This window comes from Streptomyces sp. TRM68367 (assembly GCF_014495685.1).
In the GTDB taxonomy this organism is placed as follows: Bacteria; Actinomycetota; Actinomycetes; order Streptomycetales; family Streptomycetaceae; genus Streptomyces.
The window spans coordinates 1-13677 of sequence record NZ_JACTVI010000149.1; the positions used below are offsets into that span (position 1 = coordinate 1).

Below are 13677 nucleotides of genomic sequence, written 5' to 3' on the forward strand. Positions count from 1 at the left end.
CCCGGCCCAACGCCACACCCCCGGCCCGAGACACCCCCGGGCCGGTCACACCATACGAATCAACGACCCGCGAAGTACGGGACTAGCCAGACTGATCCGCGACCACTGGAAGATCGAGGCCCTGCAGCACGTCCGCGACACCATCTTCGCCGAGGACGCCTCCCAACTGCGGACCGGCAACGCGCCCCGCGCGATGGCGACCTGGCGCAACCTCGCCGTCGGCGCCCTCCGGCTGAGCGGCGTCAAGAACATCGCCGCCGGCCTCCGTCGCAACGCACGCGACGCCCGCCGACCCCTCGCACTCCTCGGCCCCGCATGATCACAAAACGGGCGCACGCCAACTACGCCGAAGCCCTGGCGCTCATCATGGTCTCGGTCTACCGCGTTCTGGCCTGGGACATCGTCGGTTCAGCGTCATGCCTCCGACTCTGCGGGGACACAAATCTGACAGAGTTACCGCGCTCCGGAGCCGTCTGCGCTTAGATACCGTGCGCGTGAACTTGGAGCATGTTGTGCATGGGCCGACTGACGTCAGTCACCTCGATAATTCAGAACGGAGCGGCTGCCCACGGGTCATGAGACTCGATCCGAACGTGGCACGGCATCGTCAATCCAGCCCACTCAGCGCCGGGACGCATGTAGTCCCCTGCCCAAGTACCCGGAAGCTGGCCATCCCGGATATCGATTCCGTACACCACTGCCGATATAGCTCCTCCCGACCGCTGCCAGAGATGTGTCAGGTCATCAGACCACATGGTACTCAGGTCTCTCACGGCCTCTTCGGGCCCAGTTGCGCTCGCGGCTAAGGCGGCTAGAAACGCAAGGTTAAGCGGGGGAAGGGAATAATACGAGACTGTTTTGCGGAGGTGTACGACTTCAGCATCGAGCGCTGACAGGAAGGTCCCGATCGTCAGGTTCGGGCTCTCATCTGGATCGTCCAGGACGATGGTTACACCGGCACTGTGATTTCTCCGATGGTCACCGTAGCTAGGCCAGCCAATATCATCAAGGGCACTGTCAACCCAGGCGCGCAGACTGCGCCGAGTGTTGATATCCACACCTGAGGGATTGAACCACTCGATACGCATGGCGAGGACCGGGCGCCGATTCGTCAGCTGTCTCGCCGACACTGAAATGTTCCGATCAACAGGCGTTATCGATACCTCGTCAGTCTGTGGTGGCGTCAGGTTTTCGGGCAGCAACGCATTCATGGGCCCTTCGGGCGTCTCGGACCCCGATGCCGCCAACCACAGTTGGTATATGCGGGCCTCCTCCACCGCCAAGTCAACTCCTGGAACAGTCTGCGCCAGGGCCGGCACCAGCACGGAAAGTAGATCCCATTTGGGCAAGCGGTGCTTTGAGAAGGCGTCGTGAATTCGGCTCTTGCCGGCGATGCCGACACCAATCCGATGCTCAAGATCACGCACGGATGGATGGCCCGCCCGCAGGTGCAGGTCATGGAGCGCACCGTTCAGCTCTTTCTTCGGCCCCTCGCTCAGCTGCGGTCGTTTCAACCCCGGCATGGCCCCCGGCTTCCCCGTCCGATTCTGTCCGATGCCGTCCGACGATACCGCCTGTCGTCCGCCCGCGTCCGTGCTGTCCTGCGCCAACGCACCCTGGCTGAGCACTCGTTGTCGATCAGAAGGACGGTTGCTATGTGGGCATCCACTCTGCCCTGGGAGGCCATCGGCCAGAGTGTGCTGAGCGAGACGATCGGGTCTCTCGTCGCCACGGGAGTTTTGGCCGGTGGCAGTTGGCTGATCCGGGGCGTGCGCCGCCGACGGAGCGAGACGGCTCCGAGAACCGCCGATTCTCTGTCGCATTCCTCGGAGGGCGATAGTCAGGGCGCCGACTGAGTACCCGGCTGTCCTACTGGATCGTGAGGTGTTCGTTGGATGTGCCGGGATGGCGGCTGTACCAACTGGCGGTGCAGGAGCAGCGTTTGCCGTGTTCTGCCGCTGCTTGAGGGGCGAGGGGCGGGTGAATCCACCGGCGCCCCCATCCGCCTGCCGGAAACACCCCTTTGGTGGCGCCTCCGGCTGACCTATGGCGGCAGGCGCCGCCGTCAGCCGTTGACGGCCGCAAGACCAAGTCCTTCCGCCGCCCCGCCGCGACCGACCTGGCGCCGCCGCCGGCCTGGGCCACGCTCAGCTTCGCGGCCGGGGTGGTGACCTGGTGGTTGGAGCGCATTCCCACGACGTAGCCCAGGCCCAGCTCGCGGCAGGCGGTACGCAACTCCCGCCCTCCGTAGACCTCGTCCCCCAGGAAGAACGAGGCGGATATGTCCCGCTGACTCGCGGCGCGGAGCATGCCCACCGCGAGGTGCGGCTTGGTGGCGAAGCACAACTCGTCGGGGACACCGGCCAGCTCACGGCGTTCCTCGTCGGCGGTCCAGTCCTTGGTGAAGTACAGGCGCCGGTCGATCAGGCAGTGCCCGGCGGACGTGGCGAAGGTGAGGTGCACGGCGACCTGGCACAGGGCGCCGCCGCCAACCGAGCCGGAGTACTGGCGGGCCGCGGCCACCGCATCGGTGGAGGACTTGGCATCCCCCGTCTCGTCCGCGATCAGGATCCCCTCGCCGTCGTCGAGCAGGCCGACGGCCCAGTCAGCCGTCCGCTCCAGCACCGCTTGTTCGTCCCACACCGCGCGGGAGAGCAGATGGTGCAGGCGGTGCGGGCCCCGCTCACCGATCGCTTCGGACAGGCTCCAGCAGTTGAGGTCCTCGAGTTCCATCAGCATGCCCCGGGTCATCCGAGCGAACGTCTCCCGGGTCTCGCAGCGGGCGAAGCAGTCGGCCACCGAGGCCAACAGGCCCCCGAACGCGATGCCGTGGCCTTCGTGGTCTACGGTTGCCACCGCGGCCGTCTCGTTCTGATGTTGCGTCACACCACGTCATGATCAAGGCGGCCGGCCTCGTGCCCGCAGCCACCCTCTCAAGTCGCTGAACAGCAGCAACGAGCATCGGCAGACCTATCTACAGCTGCCGTAACTCGGCGCCCATTGACCCAGCCCGCCACCAAAACAAGGGTCGTGCCGCGGACCGGGGACTACAGCCTCACCGCCTCACGAGAACCCCTTCTGACCTGCCTGAATGTGCCGATGCCACACTGAAGCGCAAACGGTCTGGTGGGTCGTCACACGTGCGGGGGCTCGTTCGGTCATTGGCAGGCGCACGGCCAGTTCGTCGCCGCGTCGCCAGAGTTGGTTGTCCCAGCCCGAGGGAACCGGCCGGATCTCGAGGTCCGCCAGGTCCGGGTGCTGATCACGAACAAGATCACGGACAAAGGTCTCGTCGATGCCGGCTCGTTCCACGCGTTCCTCCGAGCAGTAGTGCCGGGCTGAGGGCGTGAGGGGGCGAGGGCCCGCGCAGTTTTCCTTTGCGCGGGCTTTCGCTGTGTGGGCTTCATACAGGCGGTTTCCGCAGGCGTGCGTTCAGGCAGGCCGTGTGGTGAGGATCGCGGCGGCGCCGGCGGGCAGTCGGTGGCTGTACGTCGTGCCGCCCCAGGGGACGTCGAACGTGGCAGCTTCACTGCCGGAGTTGTACGTGACCTTCAGCTTGATGCCGTTGGGCAGGGTCGCGTTCTTGCGCTGGAGGCCGTCGCTCGTGGCCGGGGTCGACGTGGTCTTGCCGTCGGGGGCGAGGACGGAGAGGTCGTGGATGGACCACCAGCTGCCGGAGCTGGACTTGTTGACCACGCGGATGTAGCGGGCGGTGGTGCTGGGCAGCAGGATCCGGGTCACGGTGCTGCCGGGGCCGGTGGCGATGGGCTTGTCCCAGGTGGTGCCGTCGTTGGAGGTGTACACCTCGTACTGGCGGACGAAGTCACCGGACGAGGCGGTGGTGTCCAGGACGATCTGGTCGAAGGTCTGGGTGGAGCCGAGGTCGAGCTGGAACCAGTCGCCCGGTTGCATGCCGTGGCCCAGGCTCCAGCGGGTGGCCGCGTCACCGTCGATTGCCTTGGACGGCGGGTCGTCCGAGCTGCTCGCGGACGCTGTTGCCTGCCAGTTGTCGCGAGGCAGGGCCGTCTCGCCGGTGGGCGGAGTGAGGGAGGCGCCGGTGGGCAGGGTGTAGCCGAGCCACTGGTCGCCGATACGTACCTGGGGCTGCTGGGCGAGCAGGCTGCTGTCGTAGGTGATCAGGGCCTGGCTGCCGTCGGGGTTGCGGAAGGGGATGTCGACGGAGCCGATGGCGGCCGGGTCGGTGCTGCCCTGCTGGGTGCCGGTCCAGGTGAAGGTGGCGGCTGCTCCCGCGGCGAGCGTGTAGGTGAAGTGGCGGTCGCCCCAGCCCACGTTGAAGGTGCGTGCCGTGCTGCCGGAGTTGTAGGTGACCAGTGCTGTGGAACCGTCGGGGTTGGTGAACGCGACGTCTTCCAGGTTGCCCTTGCCGAAGGTGTTGGAGGCGACCCGGCGGGCGCCGGGCTGGACGAACTTGCTGGCCTGCGCGAGCCCCCAGTAGTCGGCCGTCGGTGTGTAGCCCCACGTGCCGTCGCTGTTCTGGGAGACGGTCACCACGGGGCGGCAGCCCTGGCAGCCGTTGTTGGTGGGACCGCTCTTGTCGTCCAGGGCGAGGTTCCAGCGGATGATGCTCTGGGCCCAGTTCCGCGGGCCGTTGATGACGTTGTCCATCGCGCCGGCGAAGGCGCCTTGCTCGTCAACTTCCCAGCTGCCGCCGGAGCATTCGCTCTGGAAGGCGGGCTTGTTGGGGTAGTCGTTGTGGACGACGCTCTGTGCCGAGACGTCGCCGGCGTAGCAGTGCCAGGCCGTGCCAGCGACGTTCTTGGCGCTCGCCGCGTCGGTGTACAGGGACTCGGGGTAGCTGGTGACGTCCCAGTTGTGGTCGTAGCCCAAGATGCCGGTGGACAAGTGCTGCCTGCGCAGCGTGGGGGCGAGGTAGTCGTTGATGTAGGTCTTGGCCTCGTCCGCCGTCAGGCCCATGCTCGGGTAGGCGGACGTGTTGTTCAGCGGCTCGTTCTGCGGGGTGACGTAGCGCACCGGCACGCCGGCGGCCGCGTACGCCTTGAGGAACTTCGCGAAGTAGTCGGCGAGCTGCTGGTAGGCGCCTGGCTTGAGCTGCCCGCCGTTCATCGTGTCGGTGGTCTTCATCCACCCGGGCGGGCTCCACGGGGTGGCCATGAGGCTCAGCTGCGGGTTGATCTTGCGGGCCTGCTTCAGCAGAGGGATGGTGTACGACCGGTCGTGGTCGATCGTAAAGTTGGCGAGCGTGGGGTCGCTCTGGCCGGCGGGCATGTCGTCGTAGGAGTAGTTGCCGCTCGTGGTGAAGTCGGTGGCGGCCATCGGCTGGCGCAGGAAGCTCAGGCCGATGCCGTCGCGGCGGCTGAACAGGTCGCGCATCAGCGCGTTGCGCTGCTTGGAGTCGAGCTTGGTGCCGACCAGCCAGGCGGAGGAGTCGGTGAAGGAGGCCCCGAAACCGGACATCGGCTGGTACTTACGGGTGGTGTCCACGGTGATCGTCGAACCGGTCGGTGCGGGTCCGGTCTTCCAGGTCACGGACGGCTGCTTGGCCAGGTGGGTCTTGGTGGACAGATCGGTGAGCCAGACCGACGCATTGCCAGGCGCGGTGTCGGCCGAGGCGGGGGTGGCTGCCGGAAGGACGGGGAGCGTAGCGAGCAGGGTCGCGGCGGCTGTCAGGGCGGTCCGGCGCCATGGCCGGGTGGTGGGTTTCATGGTGCGGCTCCTTGCGGGCATGACGGCCATGCGCGGCTGGGGTGCATGACTGTGGTGGTGCGGACCGGCGCGTGGGGGCCGCGGACGGGCGCCGGAGCTGGGGCCTACTTCAGGCCGGTGGTGGCGATGCCGGCGACGAAGTGGCGCTGGAAGAGGAGGAAGACGATGGTCACCGGGAGCAGGACGACGACGGCGCCGGCGAGCAGGACGCCGAAGCGGGTGAAGTCCTGTCCGCTGCTGGCCAGGGCGAGGCCGACGGGGAGGGTGTACTGGCTCTCGTTCTGGGCCACGACCAGGGGCCACAGGAAGTTGTTCCAGGAGCCCAGGAAGGTGATGATCCCGAGGGTGGCGAGGGCGGGTTTGGTCAGTGGAAGGATGATCTTCCAGAAGATGGCCAGTTCGCGGCAGCCGTCGACGCGGGCGGCGTCGATGAGTTCGTCGGGCAGGGTGGAGATGAACTGACGCATCAGGAACACCCCGAACGGTGTAGCCAGGAACGGCAGGATCAGCCCGAGCAGAGAGCCGGTCAGCCCCATGTTGGCCACCAGGATGTACAGGGGGACGAACGTGACCAGGCCCGGCACCATCAGGGTGGCTATGACCAGCATGAACACGCCCCGTCGGCCGCGGAACTCCAGCTTGGCCAGGGCATAGCCGAGCATGGAGCAGAAGATCAGGTTCCCTGCGGTGACGGACAGGGCCACGATCACGGAGTTGGCGAACATGCTCGTGAAGTCCAGGTTGCTGAACAGTTCCCGGAAGTTCGCGAGCGTGGGATGGGTGGGGATCAGGACCGGCGGCACCTGGCGGATGTCGGCCTCGGGCTTGAACGCCCCGGACAGCATCCACAAGAACGGCGCGATCATCAGCAGCAGGACACCGGTGAGCGGCAGGTACAGCCACGGGAGGCCCCACGTCTGCCGCGTGCGGCGGCGGCGCAGTCCCCGGTCGGTGTTCGCGTGTCCTGTGCGAGGGTGGGAGAGGGTGCTCATGGCGGTTCAGTCCTTGTCTCGCAGCACGCGGAACTGCAGCACGGTGAGAGCGACGATGAGGACGAAAACGACGTAGCCGGCGGCGGACGCGACGTCGTAGTTGCCGTTGCCGAACTGCTGGTAGGCGTACATCGTGGCCGACAGGGTGGAATCCAGCGGGCCGCCCTGGGTCATGACGAACGGCTCGTCGAAGAACTGCAGGTAGCCGATGCCGGTGGTCACGGCGGTGAGCAGCAGGGCGGGGCGCAGCAGGGGAAACGTGACTCGCCAGAACCGCTGCCAGGGCCCGGCCCCGTCGAGTTCGGCCGCCTCCATCAGGGAGTGGGGCACGGACTGCAGACCGGCCAGCATGATGATCATGACGGTGCCGAGGTTGCGCCATACGGCCATGAGGATCATGACGGGGAGGGCGAAGCGGGTGTCGGCCAGCCACGCTGGGCCGTCGATCCCGAACCAGGCGAGGACGGTGTTCACCAGTCCCGCGCGCGGTGCCAGGAGGGTTTTCCAGACCACGGCGACGGCCACGATGCTGGTGATCACGGGCAGGTAGAAGCCGACTCGGAAGATGGCGCGGAAGCGGCGTATGCCGCGGTCGAGGGCGACCGCGGCGGTGAGCCCGGCGGCCAGCGTCAGGGGCAGGCCCACCAGGACGAAGACGGCGGTGTTGCGCAGGGCGGTGATGAACTGCGGGTCCTCAAAGAGCCGGACGTAGTTGTCGAAGCCGATGAACGACACGTTCAGCGGGGTGCGCAGGTCGGCGCTCTGGGTGTCGGTCAGGCTCATCAGCAGCGACCAGACGACCGGCAGCAGCATGAAGGCGAGGAACAGGGCGAGGAAGGGGGCGGCGAGAATCCAGGCGGCGCGGGCCTGACGGCCCTGCGCGCTGCGGCCAAGGGAGAGGCGCGGGCGGCCTGCCGCCGGCTGGTGGCCGGCGGAGGCGCTCTCGTCTCGGGTGCCGCCCTGCCCCGGAAGGGTGCTTGTGGGCATGGTTGTCATCTGTCCGTACGAGGGATGCGGGCGACGGCTTCAGCGGCCGGTGCCGATGCTGGTGGCCTTGGACTGCAGGGTCTGCTCCACCTGGGCGACGGTGGCCTTGCCGTAGGCGAGCTTTTCCAGCTCGGAGTCGATGGTGTCGGCGATCTGCTGCCAGGTGGTGATGGCCGGCGGTGCCTTGGTGACCTTCAGCTGGGCTTCGAAGGCCGCCATCTTCGGGTTCTGGTCGAGCTTCCCCTCCGACCACGACTGGACGGCCGCGGGCAGGTTGCCGGTGGCGTCCCCGTACTCGGCCAGGTTCTTCGGGTCGGTGAGGAACTTGACGAACTTCCAGGCCGCATCGGGGTTCTTGGCGTCCTTGAAGACCGCCAGGTCACTGCCGCCGGCCAGGCCGGCTGACTGCGTGCCCTTCGGCAGCGGCATGGTCTGCCACTTGCTGTCCAGCTGGGGGGCGTTCAGGTGCAGGTTGCCGCCGGTGCTGGCGCCCTGCTGCAGGGTGCCGATCAGCCCGCTCTGGAAGTTCTGGCTTTGGTCGGTCTTGTCGTTGGGCGACAGGCCGTCCTTGATGATGCCGCTGTAGTACTGAAGGGCCTTGGTGACCGCGGGCGAGTCGAAGGTGAACTTCTTCGTGCTGGCGTCGTAGATGTCGCCGCCCTGCTGCCACACCAGCGGCAGCCAGAACAGCCAGGAGTTGAAGCCGGTCAGCAGCTGGGTGGCGTGGCGCAGCTTGGGGTTCTGCTTGCCCGCGGTGGCCTGGATGGTCTTGAGGTCCTTCAGGTAGCCGGCCCAGTCGTCGGCAGGGGCGCCCTTGATGCCGGCCTTGGTGGTGATGTCGGTCCGGTAGTAGATCACGGAGGTGTCGGCGATGAACGGGACGCCGTATGCGGTGTTCTTGTACTTGGTGGTGTCCCACTGGCCGGGGAAGAACACCGACGGCTTGAACGAGGCCGGGGTGGCCTGGAAGCCGTTCATGGCGGCCATCTCGGCCATCCAGGTGGAGCCGATCAGGGACATGTCCGGGGTGTTGCCGGCGGCGATCGCGGTGGTCAGCTTGTCGTGTGCGGCGTCCCACGGCACCGCGGTGATCTGGACCTTCACGTCCGGGTTCTGCTGCTCGAACTTCTTGGCCAGGCTCTGCAGAGCCTTGTCAGGGTCGCCCATGGACCACATGACCAGCTTGCCCTTGGCCTTGCCGCTGCTGATCTTGGCCGGGGCTTTGTCGGTGGCCGAGTCGGCGCTGCGGCCGCAGCCGGTGGCCAGCAGGGCCGCCGCGACGGTGGCGCAGGCTATCTGGAGGATTCTCGTGGTGGAACGGGTGGTGTGCATGGTTGCGGCTCCTTGCGGTCGTGCAGAACAGGACGAGGGGGGGTGAGTGGGGCAAAAGGGACTGCGCGGCCGGATGGGTCATCCTGCGGTGTGCAGGCGGCCGTCGTCGACGGTCACCTCGGCGGCGAGATGCGGATCACGGCTGGAGCGTCCGACGTGGAGGCGGTAGCGGCCGGGCGGAGTACGCCACGCGCTCGCCTCGACGTCCCAGATCTGGAAGGCGCGGGCGGGCACGTGCACCTCGGCTGTGACGCGTGCGCCCGGTGCCGCCTCGACCGTGGCGAAGCCGGCGAGCAGGCGCACCGGCCGGTCGGGGCCGTCATGCGGCGGCTCCAGGTAGACCTGGACGACCTCACGGCCTTCCCGGGGGCCGGTGTTGGTCAGTTCCACGGTCAGGTTGAGCCCGTCTCCGCCCGCGGGGCTGGGCAGAATGGCGGAGACGGGAGATGGGGAGAGGGTCACGGACTCGTACGTCCATCGGGTCCACCCCAGACCGTGGCCGAACGGGAAGGCCGGGACGAGCCCCGCCCCCTCCCAGGCCCGGTGACCGATGTGGACGCCCTCGCTGTAGTCCACGACGCCGTCGCGGGGGCGGGCGTCAGGGACGGGGACATCCTCCGCGCGGGCGGGCAACGTCCACGGCAGCCGGCCCGATGGCTCGGTCCGGCCCAGCAGGACGTCGGCCATTGCGTGCCCGGCCTCCTGGCCCGGCAGCCACGCCCACAGCAGGGCGGGAGCCTCGTCGGCCCAGGGCAGCAGCACCGGCGCGCCGGCGTTGACGACCACGATGGTGCGCGGGTTGGCGGCCAGCACCTTGCGGACCAGGTCGTTCTGGTGGCCGGGCAGGTCCAGCCCGGTGCGGTCCCAGCCCTCTGACTCGACCTCCTCGTTGGTACCCACCACGACCACGGCCACATCGGCCGCCTGAGCCGCCGCGGCGGCCTCGGCGATCTCCTCGTACGGCGTGGACCCGGGCGGCGCGTGGCGCAACTGGGCAGTGACGAAGGGGTCGTAGCCGCCGGGCTCGACCACGGTGAGGCCGATGCCGAGCGCGATCCGGCGTGGCTGCGGCCCCACTTCCAGGTCGATGCCCCGCAGCGGCGGGTTGTTGTGAGTGGAATCGAGGATCAGCTCCACGCCCCGGTCGTCGTCCCCGGAGAGGACCTCCTCGCCGTCCACGGTCACCGTGTAGCGGCCGACGCAGCCGATCTCCAGGCGGTGTGTCCCCGGCTCAGTGAGGGTCAGCACGGTACGCAGCACCACACGACGCGTCGCCGGCCCGAAGGCCGTGTATCCGCTCCAGTCACCGGAGGGGCGTATCTCGCCACCCACGCGATTGCCGTGTGCGTCGAGGTGGTCAGCGCGCACGCCGGCGGTGCCGGTGTCGGGATCGATGAGCAGGGCGCCGGAGAGGAACGGCGGGCGCAGTCGGGCATCGCCACCCCGATGCACCGACAGGCGCACGTCTTCCGAGAGCGCGGCGCGCAGCCCGTCCTCGAACGACACCGTCCGCACCGCCGGGACGAAGGCGCTGCCGCCGCCCTGGAGGTACGGCGCCACGGCGTTGGGGCCGATCAGCGCGACACTGCGGATGCCGTCTGACGCCAGCGGCAGCAGGTCTGCCTCGTTGCGGAGCAGCACCATGCCGCGGGCCGCAACCTCACGCAGGAGACGGAACTCCTCTTCTCCGGGTCCCGCCGGGGCTGCGGGCGGCGCGGGGCTCTGCCCGGGTTCGCCGAGCCGGCCGGTGTGCCGGGCCAGGCGTAGCAGCCTCAGCACCTTGTCGTCGATGAGCCGCTCGTCTACCTCGCCTGCCTGCACGGCCGCTACAAGAGGCTCGCCCCACAAGGGGTCGGGTCCGGGCATCACCAGATCCAAACCGCCGACCGCCGAGGCCACGGTCGAGCGGGTGGCGGCCCAGTCACTGACCACGGGCCCGGAGAAACCCCACTCCTCCTTCAGCACCTCGCGCAGCAACCGCGCATTCTCGGTCATCGGTGCCGACTCGGTGCCGTCGTCGACGCCCGAGTAGGCGGCCATCACGCTCCACGGCTCGGCTTCGGCGAGGACCTGCTCGAAAGGGGCCAGGTAGACCTCCCGCAGCGTCCGCTCGTCGAGCCGGGAGCGGTAGCGGGTGCGGTCGGTCTCGGAGTCGTTGGCCACGAAGTGCTTCAGGCACGCGCCCACGCCCCGGCTCTGCAGACCGCGTACGAGGGCGGCGGCCAGGGTGCCGGTGAGCAGCGGGTCCTCGGAGAAGTACTCGAAGTGCCGCCCGGCGACCGGGGTGCGCTGCAGATTCACCACCGGGCCAAGGACGACGTCGACGTCCTTGCGGCGCGCCTCCGTTGCGAACAGGGTCCCCAGGCGCTTGGCGAGTCCGGTGTCCCACGTGGCCGCCAGTGCGCTCGGAGCCGGAGCCAGCAGGCCCGTGGCGCCGGGAACCTCACCGGTTCCGCGCACCCCCTGCGGGCCGTCGGACATCGTCACCGCCGACAGCCCGAGCCGGGGCTCGGCCGGGAGTCTCCACACGTTGGCACCCGTCAGCAGACGGACCTTCGACTCAAGATCCAGGGTCCGGATGCGGTCGGACAGCTCGGTGTCATCAGGGAGGGCAGGGCGGCTCATGCTCGTCCTTCCAGGCCGCGTTGCGGCACGAAGCGGGTGGAACGGCAGCAGGAAAGCACACCTACTAAGTACTTAGTAAGTCCTTGTGTGGAAGTTCTTTCCCAGGTTTGATCGGAAGGTGACCACTGATCGACAGACCCGTAGACTCCGCGGGGTGAGCGAGAGCACGCCGACCGGGGAGCGGCAGCCACGCCCCGCCAAGAGCCTCAAGGCCCAGCAGAGGCGGCAGGAGATCCTCCGGATCGCCATGGACACCTTCGCCGCCCGCGGCTACAACAACGCATCCCTGCAGGAGATCGCCGACCGCGCCGGGGTCACCCAGGCCGGAGTGCTGCACTACTTCCGCTCCAAGACGTTGTTGCTCGCCAGCGTCCTGCAACTGCGTGACGCGACGGACACCGATCAGGACCTGGAGCGCCCGCGCGGCCTGGCGTTCCTGCACCACCTGGTGGACACCATGCGCCGCAACGCGGAACGCGAGGGCATCGTGCGCCTGTACGCGGTGCTGTCAGCGGAAAGCACCACCGACGGCCACCCGGCCCAGGAGTACTTCCGCGACCGCTACGAGGGCCTGCGCTCCGACGTCGCCGACGCGCTGGCGGAGGCATGTGAACTCGGCGAGGTACGAGCCGACGCCAACATCGACGAAGCAGCCAACACGATCATTGCTGTCATGGACGGTCTACAGGTGCAATGGCTGCTCGCCCCGGACTCCGTCGACATGGCCGCCTCAACCGATCGCGTCATCACCGCACTCCTGGCAGACCTCACCGGCAAACCCACCACCTGACGCCCGACCGCCCACCGGAGTCCCGGTCCACCCTGCCCAGCCCTGCTCCCCCCACCGGTCTTCCCGGGCGGAGGCGGGGCCGCGTCGTAAGGACACCCACCCACCGGACGCACTCACCAAGGGGACCTGAGCCGCAACTCTGCGCTCCCGGCGGGCCAGGACACATCGGCCGCGGCGCAGCCGGGGACGGAGGTTTGCGTACATGACGGCCAAAACGACCAGCCGTGCGGTACTGCGACGCGGACGCACGGCCACTTCACTGCTGTTCTTGCTCTTCGGCGCCGTGCTGGGTGCCTGGACCAGCCGCATCCCCAGCGTGAAGGCCCGGCTCGGGCTGAGCGACGGACTGCTCAGCCTCGCGCTGCTCGCGTTCGCGGTGGGTGCCATCGCGGGCATGACGGTACTGGGGCGGCTCGCCGACCGGTTCGGAAGCACCCGGCTCATGGTGCCGCTCGGAGTACTCGAGGGGCTGCTCCTCATCCCTCCGGCCCACATGCCGGGCCTGGTCACCCTGATCCTGGCGCTGTTCCTGTTCGGCCTGGTGCACGGGACGCTGAACATCGCCATGAACGCCAACGCGCTCGTGGTGCAGCGGGCCTGGGGCCGACCGATCATGTCGTCGTTCCACGCCGTGTACAGCGTCGGCGGCTTCCTCGGGGCGGCGGTCGGCGGACTGTTCGCGCGTCAGAACCTGAGCGCACAGACGACGTTCGCCGCAGTGGGCGGCGCCGCCGTCGTCATGGCCGTGTGGGCCGCGGCATGGGCGCTTCCGGACCGGCCGCCGCCGGCGGCCGAGCGCCGCGAGCCGGCCGGTGCACCGGTGAGGAGCGTCATGCGCTCGTTCGACCTGTGGTTCCTCGGGGTGCTGGCCATGTGCACGCTGGTCGGCGAGGGCACTGCCGCGGACTGGAGCGCCGTGTACCTGCACGAGAGCCTGGGCAGCACTCCCGGCTTCGCGGCTGCCGCCTTCGCCGCGTTCTCCGTGATGATGACGGTCGGACGGCTGCTCGGCGACCGGCTCACGGCCCGGTTCGGCCCGGTGGCGCTCGTACGCTTCTGCGGCGTCCTGGCCTCGATCGGGATGGGGACGTCCCTGATGATCGGCCGACCGCTGGCGGGGGTGGCCGGCTTCGCCTGTCTGGGGGCGGGCATGTCGATCACCGCCCCGCAGGTCTATTCCCAATGCCGTGTAGTTAGGGCTTGCCGATTAATAACTCGCTGTCTTGATCTCCGGTGGGTGGGTGAGTCCTGCCGCGCTGGCGAGGG

The 13677-nt window shown here is 68.4% G+C and carries 9 protein-coding genes and 2 pseudogenes; 3 read left to right on the forward strand and 8 right to left on the reverse strand.

Annotation, left to right across the window (positions count from 1 at the left end; all coding sequences use genetic code 11):
- Positions 1-319: pseudogene (locus tag H8R17_RS42080) on the forward strand (hypothetical protein); the annotation flags it as partial.
- Positions 320-548: 229 nt separating this feature from the next.
- On the opposite strand, the gene H8R17_RS42085 reads toward H8R17_RS42080, so the two are convergent.
- From H8R17_RS42085 to H8R17_RS42120, 8 genes and pseudogenes are all read right to left on the reverse strand, one after another.
- Complete coding sequence (locus tag H8R17_RS42085) at positions 549-1610, reverse strand: hypothetical protein (protein ID WP_187828475.1); 1062 nt, start codon at positions 1608-1610, stop codon at positions 549-551.
- A 259-nt stretch (positions 1611-1869) separates the two neighbouring features.
- Positions 1870-2856, reverse strand: coding sequence for an IS701 family transposase (locus H8R17_RS42090; RefSeq protein WP_316959706.1), 987 nt, complete (start codon positions 2854-2856; stop codon positions 1870-1872).
- 288 nt (positions 2857-3144) lie between these two features.
- Positions 3145-3312: pseudogene (locus H8R17_RS46030) on the reverse strand (aminoglycoside phosphotransferase); the annotation flags it as partial.
- 120 nt (positions 3313-3432) lie between these two features.
- A complete protein-coding gene (locus H8R17_RS42100) occupies positions 3433-5685 on the reverse strand; it encodes a discoidin domain-containing protein (protein WP_187828476.1) in 2253 nt (750 codons plus the stop codon).
- A 104-nt stretch (positions 5686-5789) separates the two neighbouring features.
- Positions 5790-6677: a carbohydrate ABC transporter permease gene (locus H8R17_RS42105; protein ID WP_187828477.1), complete on the reverse strand. Its 888-nt coding sequence runs from the start codon at positions 6675-6677 to the stop codon at positions 5790-5792.
- Between the two features lie 6 nt (positions 6678-6683).
- On the reverse strand, positions 6684-7664 hold the full coding sequence (locus H8R17_RS42110) for a carbohydrate ABC transporter permease (protein ID WP_262505941.1): 981 nt from the start codon (positions 7662-7664) through the stop codon (positions 6684-6686).
- 39 nt (positions 7665-7703) lie between these two features.
- The gene (locus tag H8R17_RS42115; protein WP_187828479.1) at positions 7704-8996 is read right to left on the reverse strand and encodes an extracellular solute-binding protein; all 1293 of its coding nucleotides are present in this window, start codon (positions 8994-8996) and stop codon (positions 7704-7706) included.
- 78 nt (positions 8997-9074) lie between these two features.
- Positions 9075-11621 (reverse strand): beta-glucosidase, encoded by a 2547-nt coding sequence (locus H8R17_RS42120; RefSeq protein WP_187828480.1) that lies wholly within the window; start codon positions 11619-11621, stop codon positions 9075-9077.
- Between the two features lie 154 nt (positions 11622-11775).
- Between H8R17_RS42120 and H8R17_RS42125 the strand changes: the two genes are divergently transcribed.
- Both H8R17_RS42125 and H8R17_RS42130 read left to right on the forward strand, forming a co-directional pair.
- Complete coding sequence (locus tag H8R17_RS42125; protein ID WP_399478014.1) at positions 11776-12411, forward strand: TetR/AcrR family transcriptional regulator; 636 nt, start codon at positions 11776-11778, stop codon at positions 12409-12411.
- 202 nt (positions 12412-12613) lie between these two features.
- Positions 12614-13677, forward strand: a 1064-nt coding sequence (locus H8R17_RS42130) for an MFS transporter (RefSeq protein WP_187828481.1), incomplete at its 3' end; no start/stop codon positions are given.

Excerpts from the sequence above, each read along its gene's own strand:
- H8R17_RS42105 (WP_187828477.1), bottom strand. The coding sequence starts at position 6,677 with ATGAGCACCCTCTCCCACCCTCGCACAGGACACGCGAACACCGACCGG.
- H8R17_RS42110 (WP_262505941.1), bottom strand. The coding sequence starts at position 7,664 with ATGCCCACAAGCACCCTTCCGGGGCAGGGCGGCACCCGAGACGAGAGC.
- H8R17_RS42100 (WP_187828476.1), bottom strand. The coding sequence starts at position 5,685 with ATGAAACCCACCACCCGGCCATGGCGCCGGACCGCCCTGACAGCCGCC.
- H8R17_RS42115 (WP_187828479.1), bottom strand. The coding sequence starts at position 8,996 with ATGCACACCACCCGTTCCACCACGAGAATCCTCCAGATAGCCTGCGCC.
- H8R17_RS42120 (WP_187828480.1), bottom strand. The coding sequence starts at position 11,621 with ATGAGCCGCCCTGCCCTCCCTGATGACACCGAGCTGTCCGACCGCATC.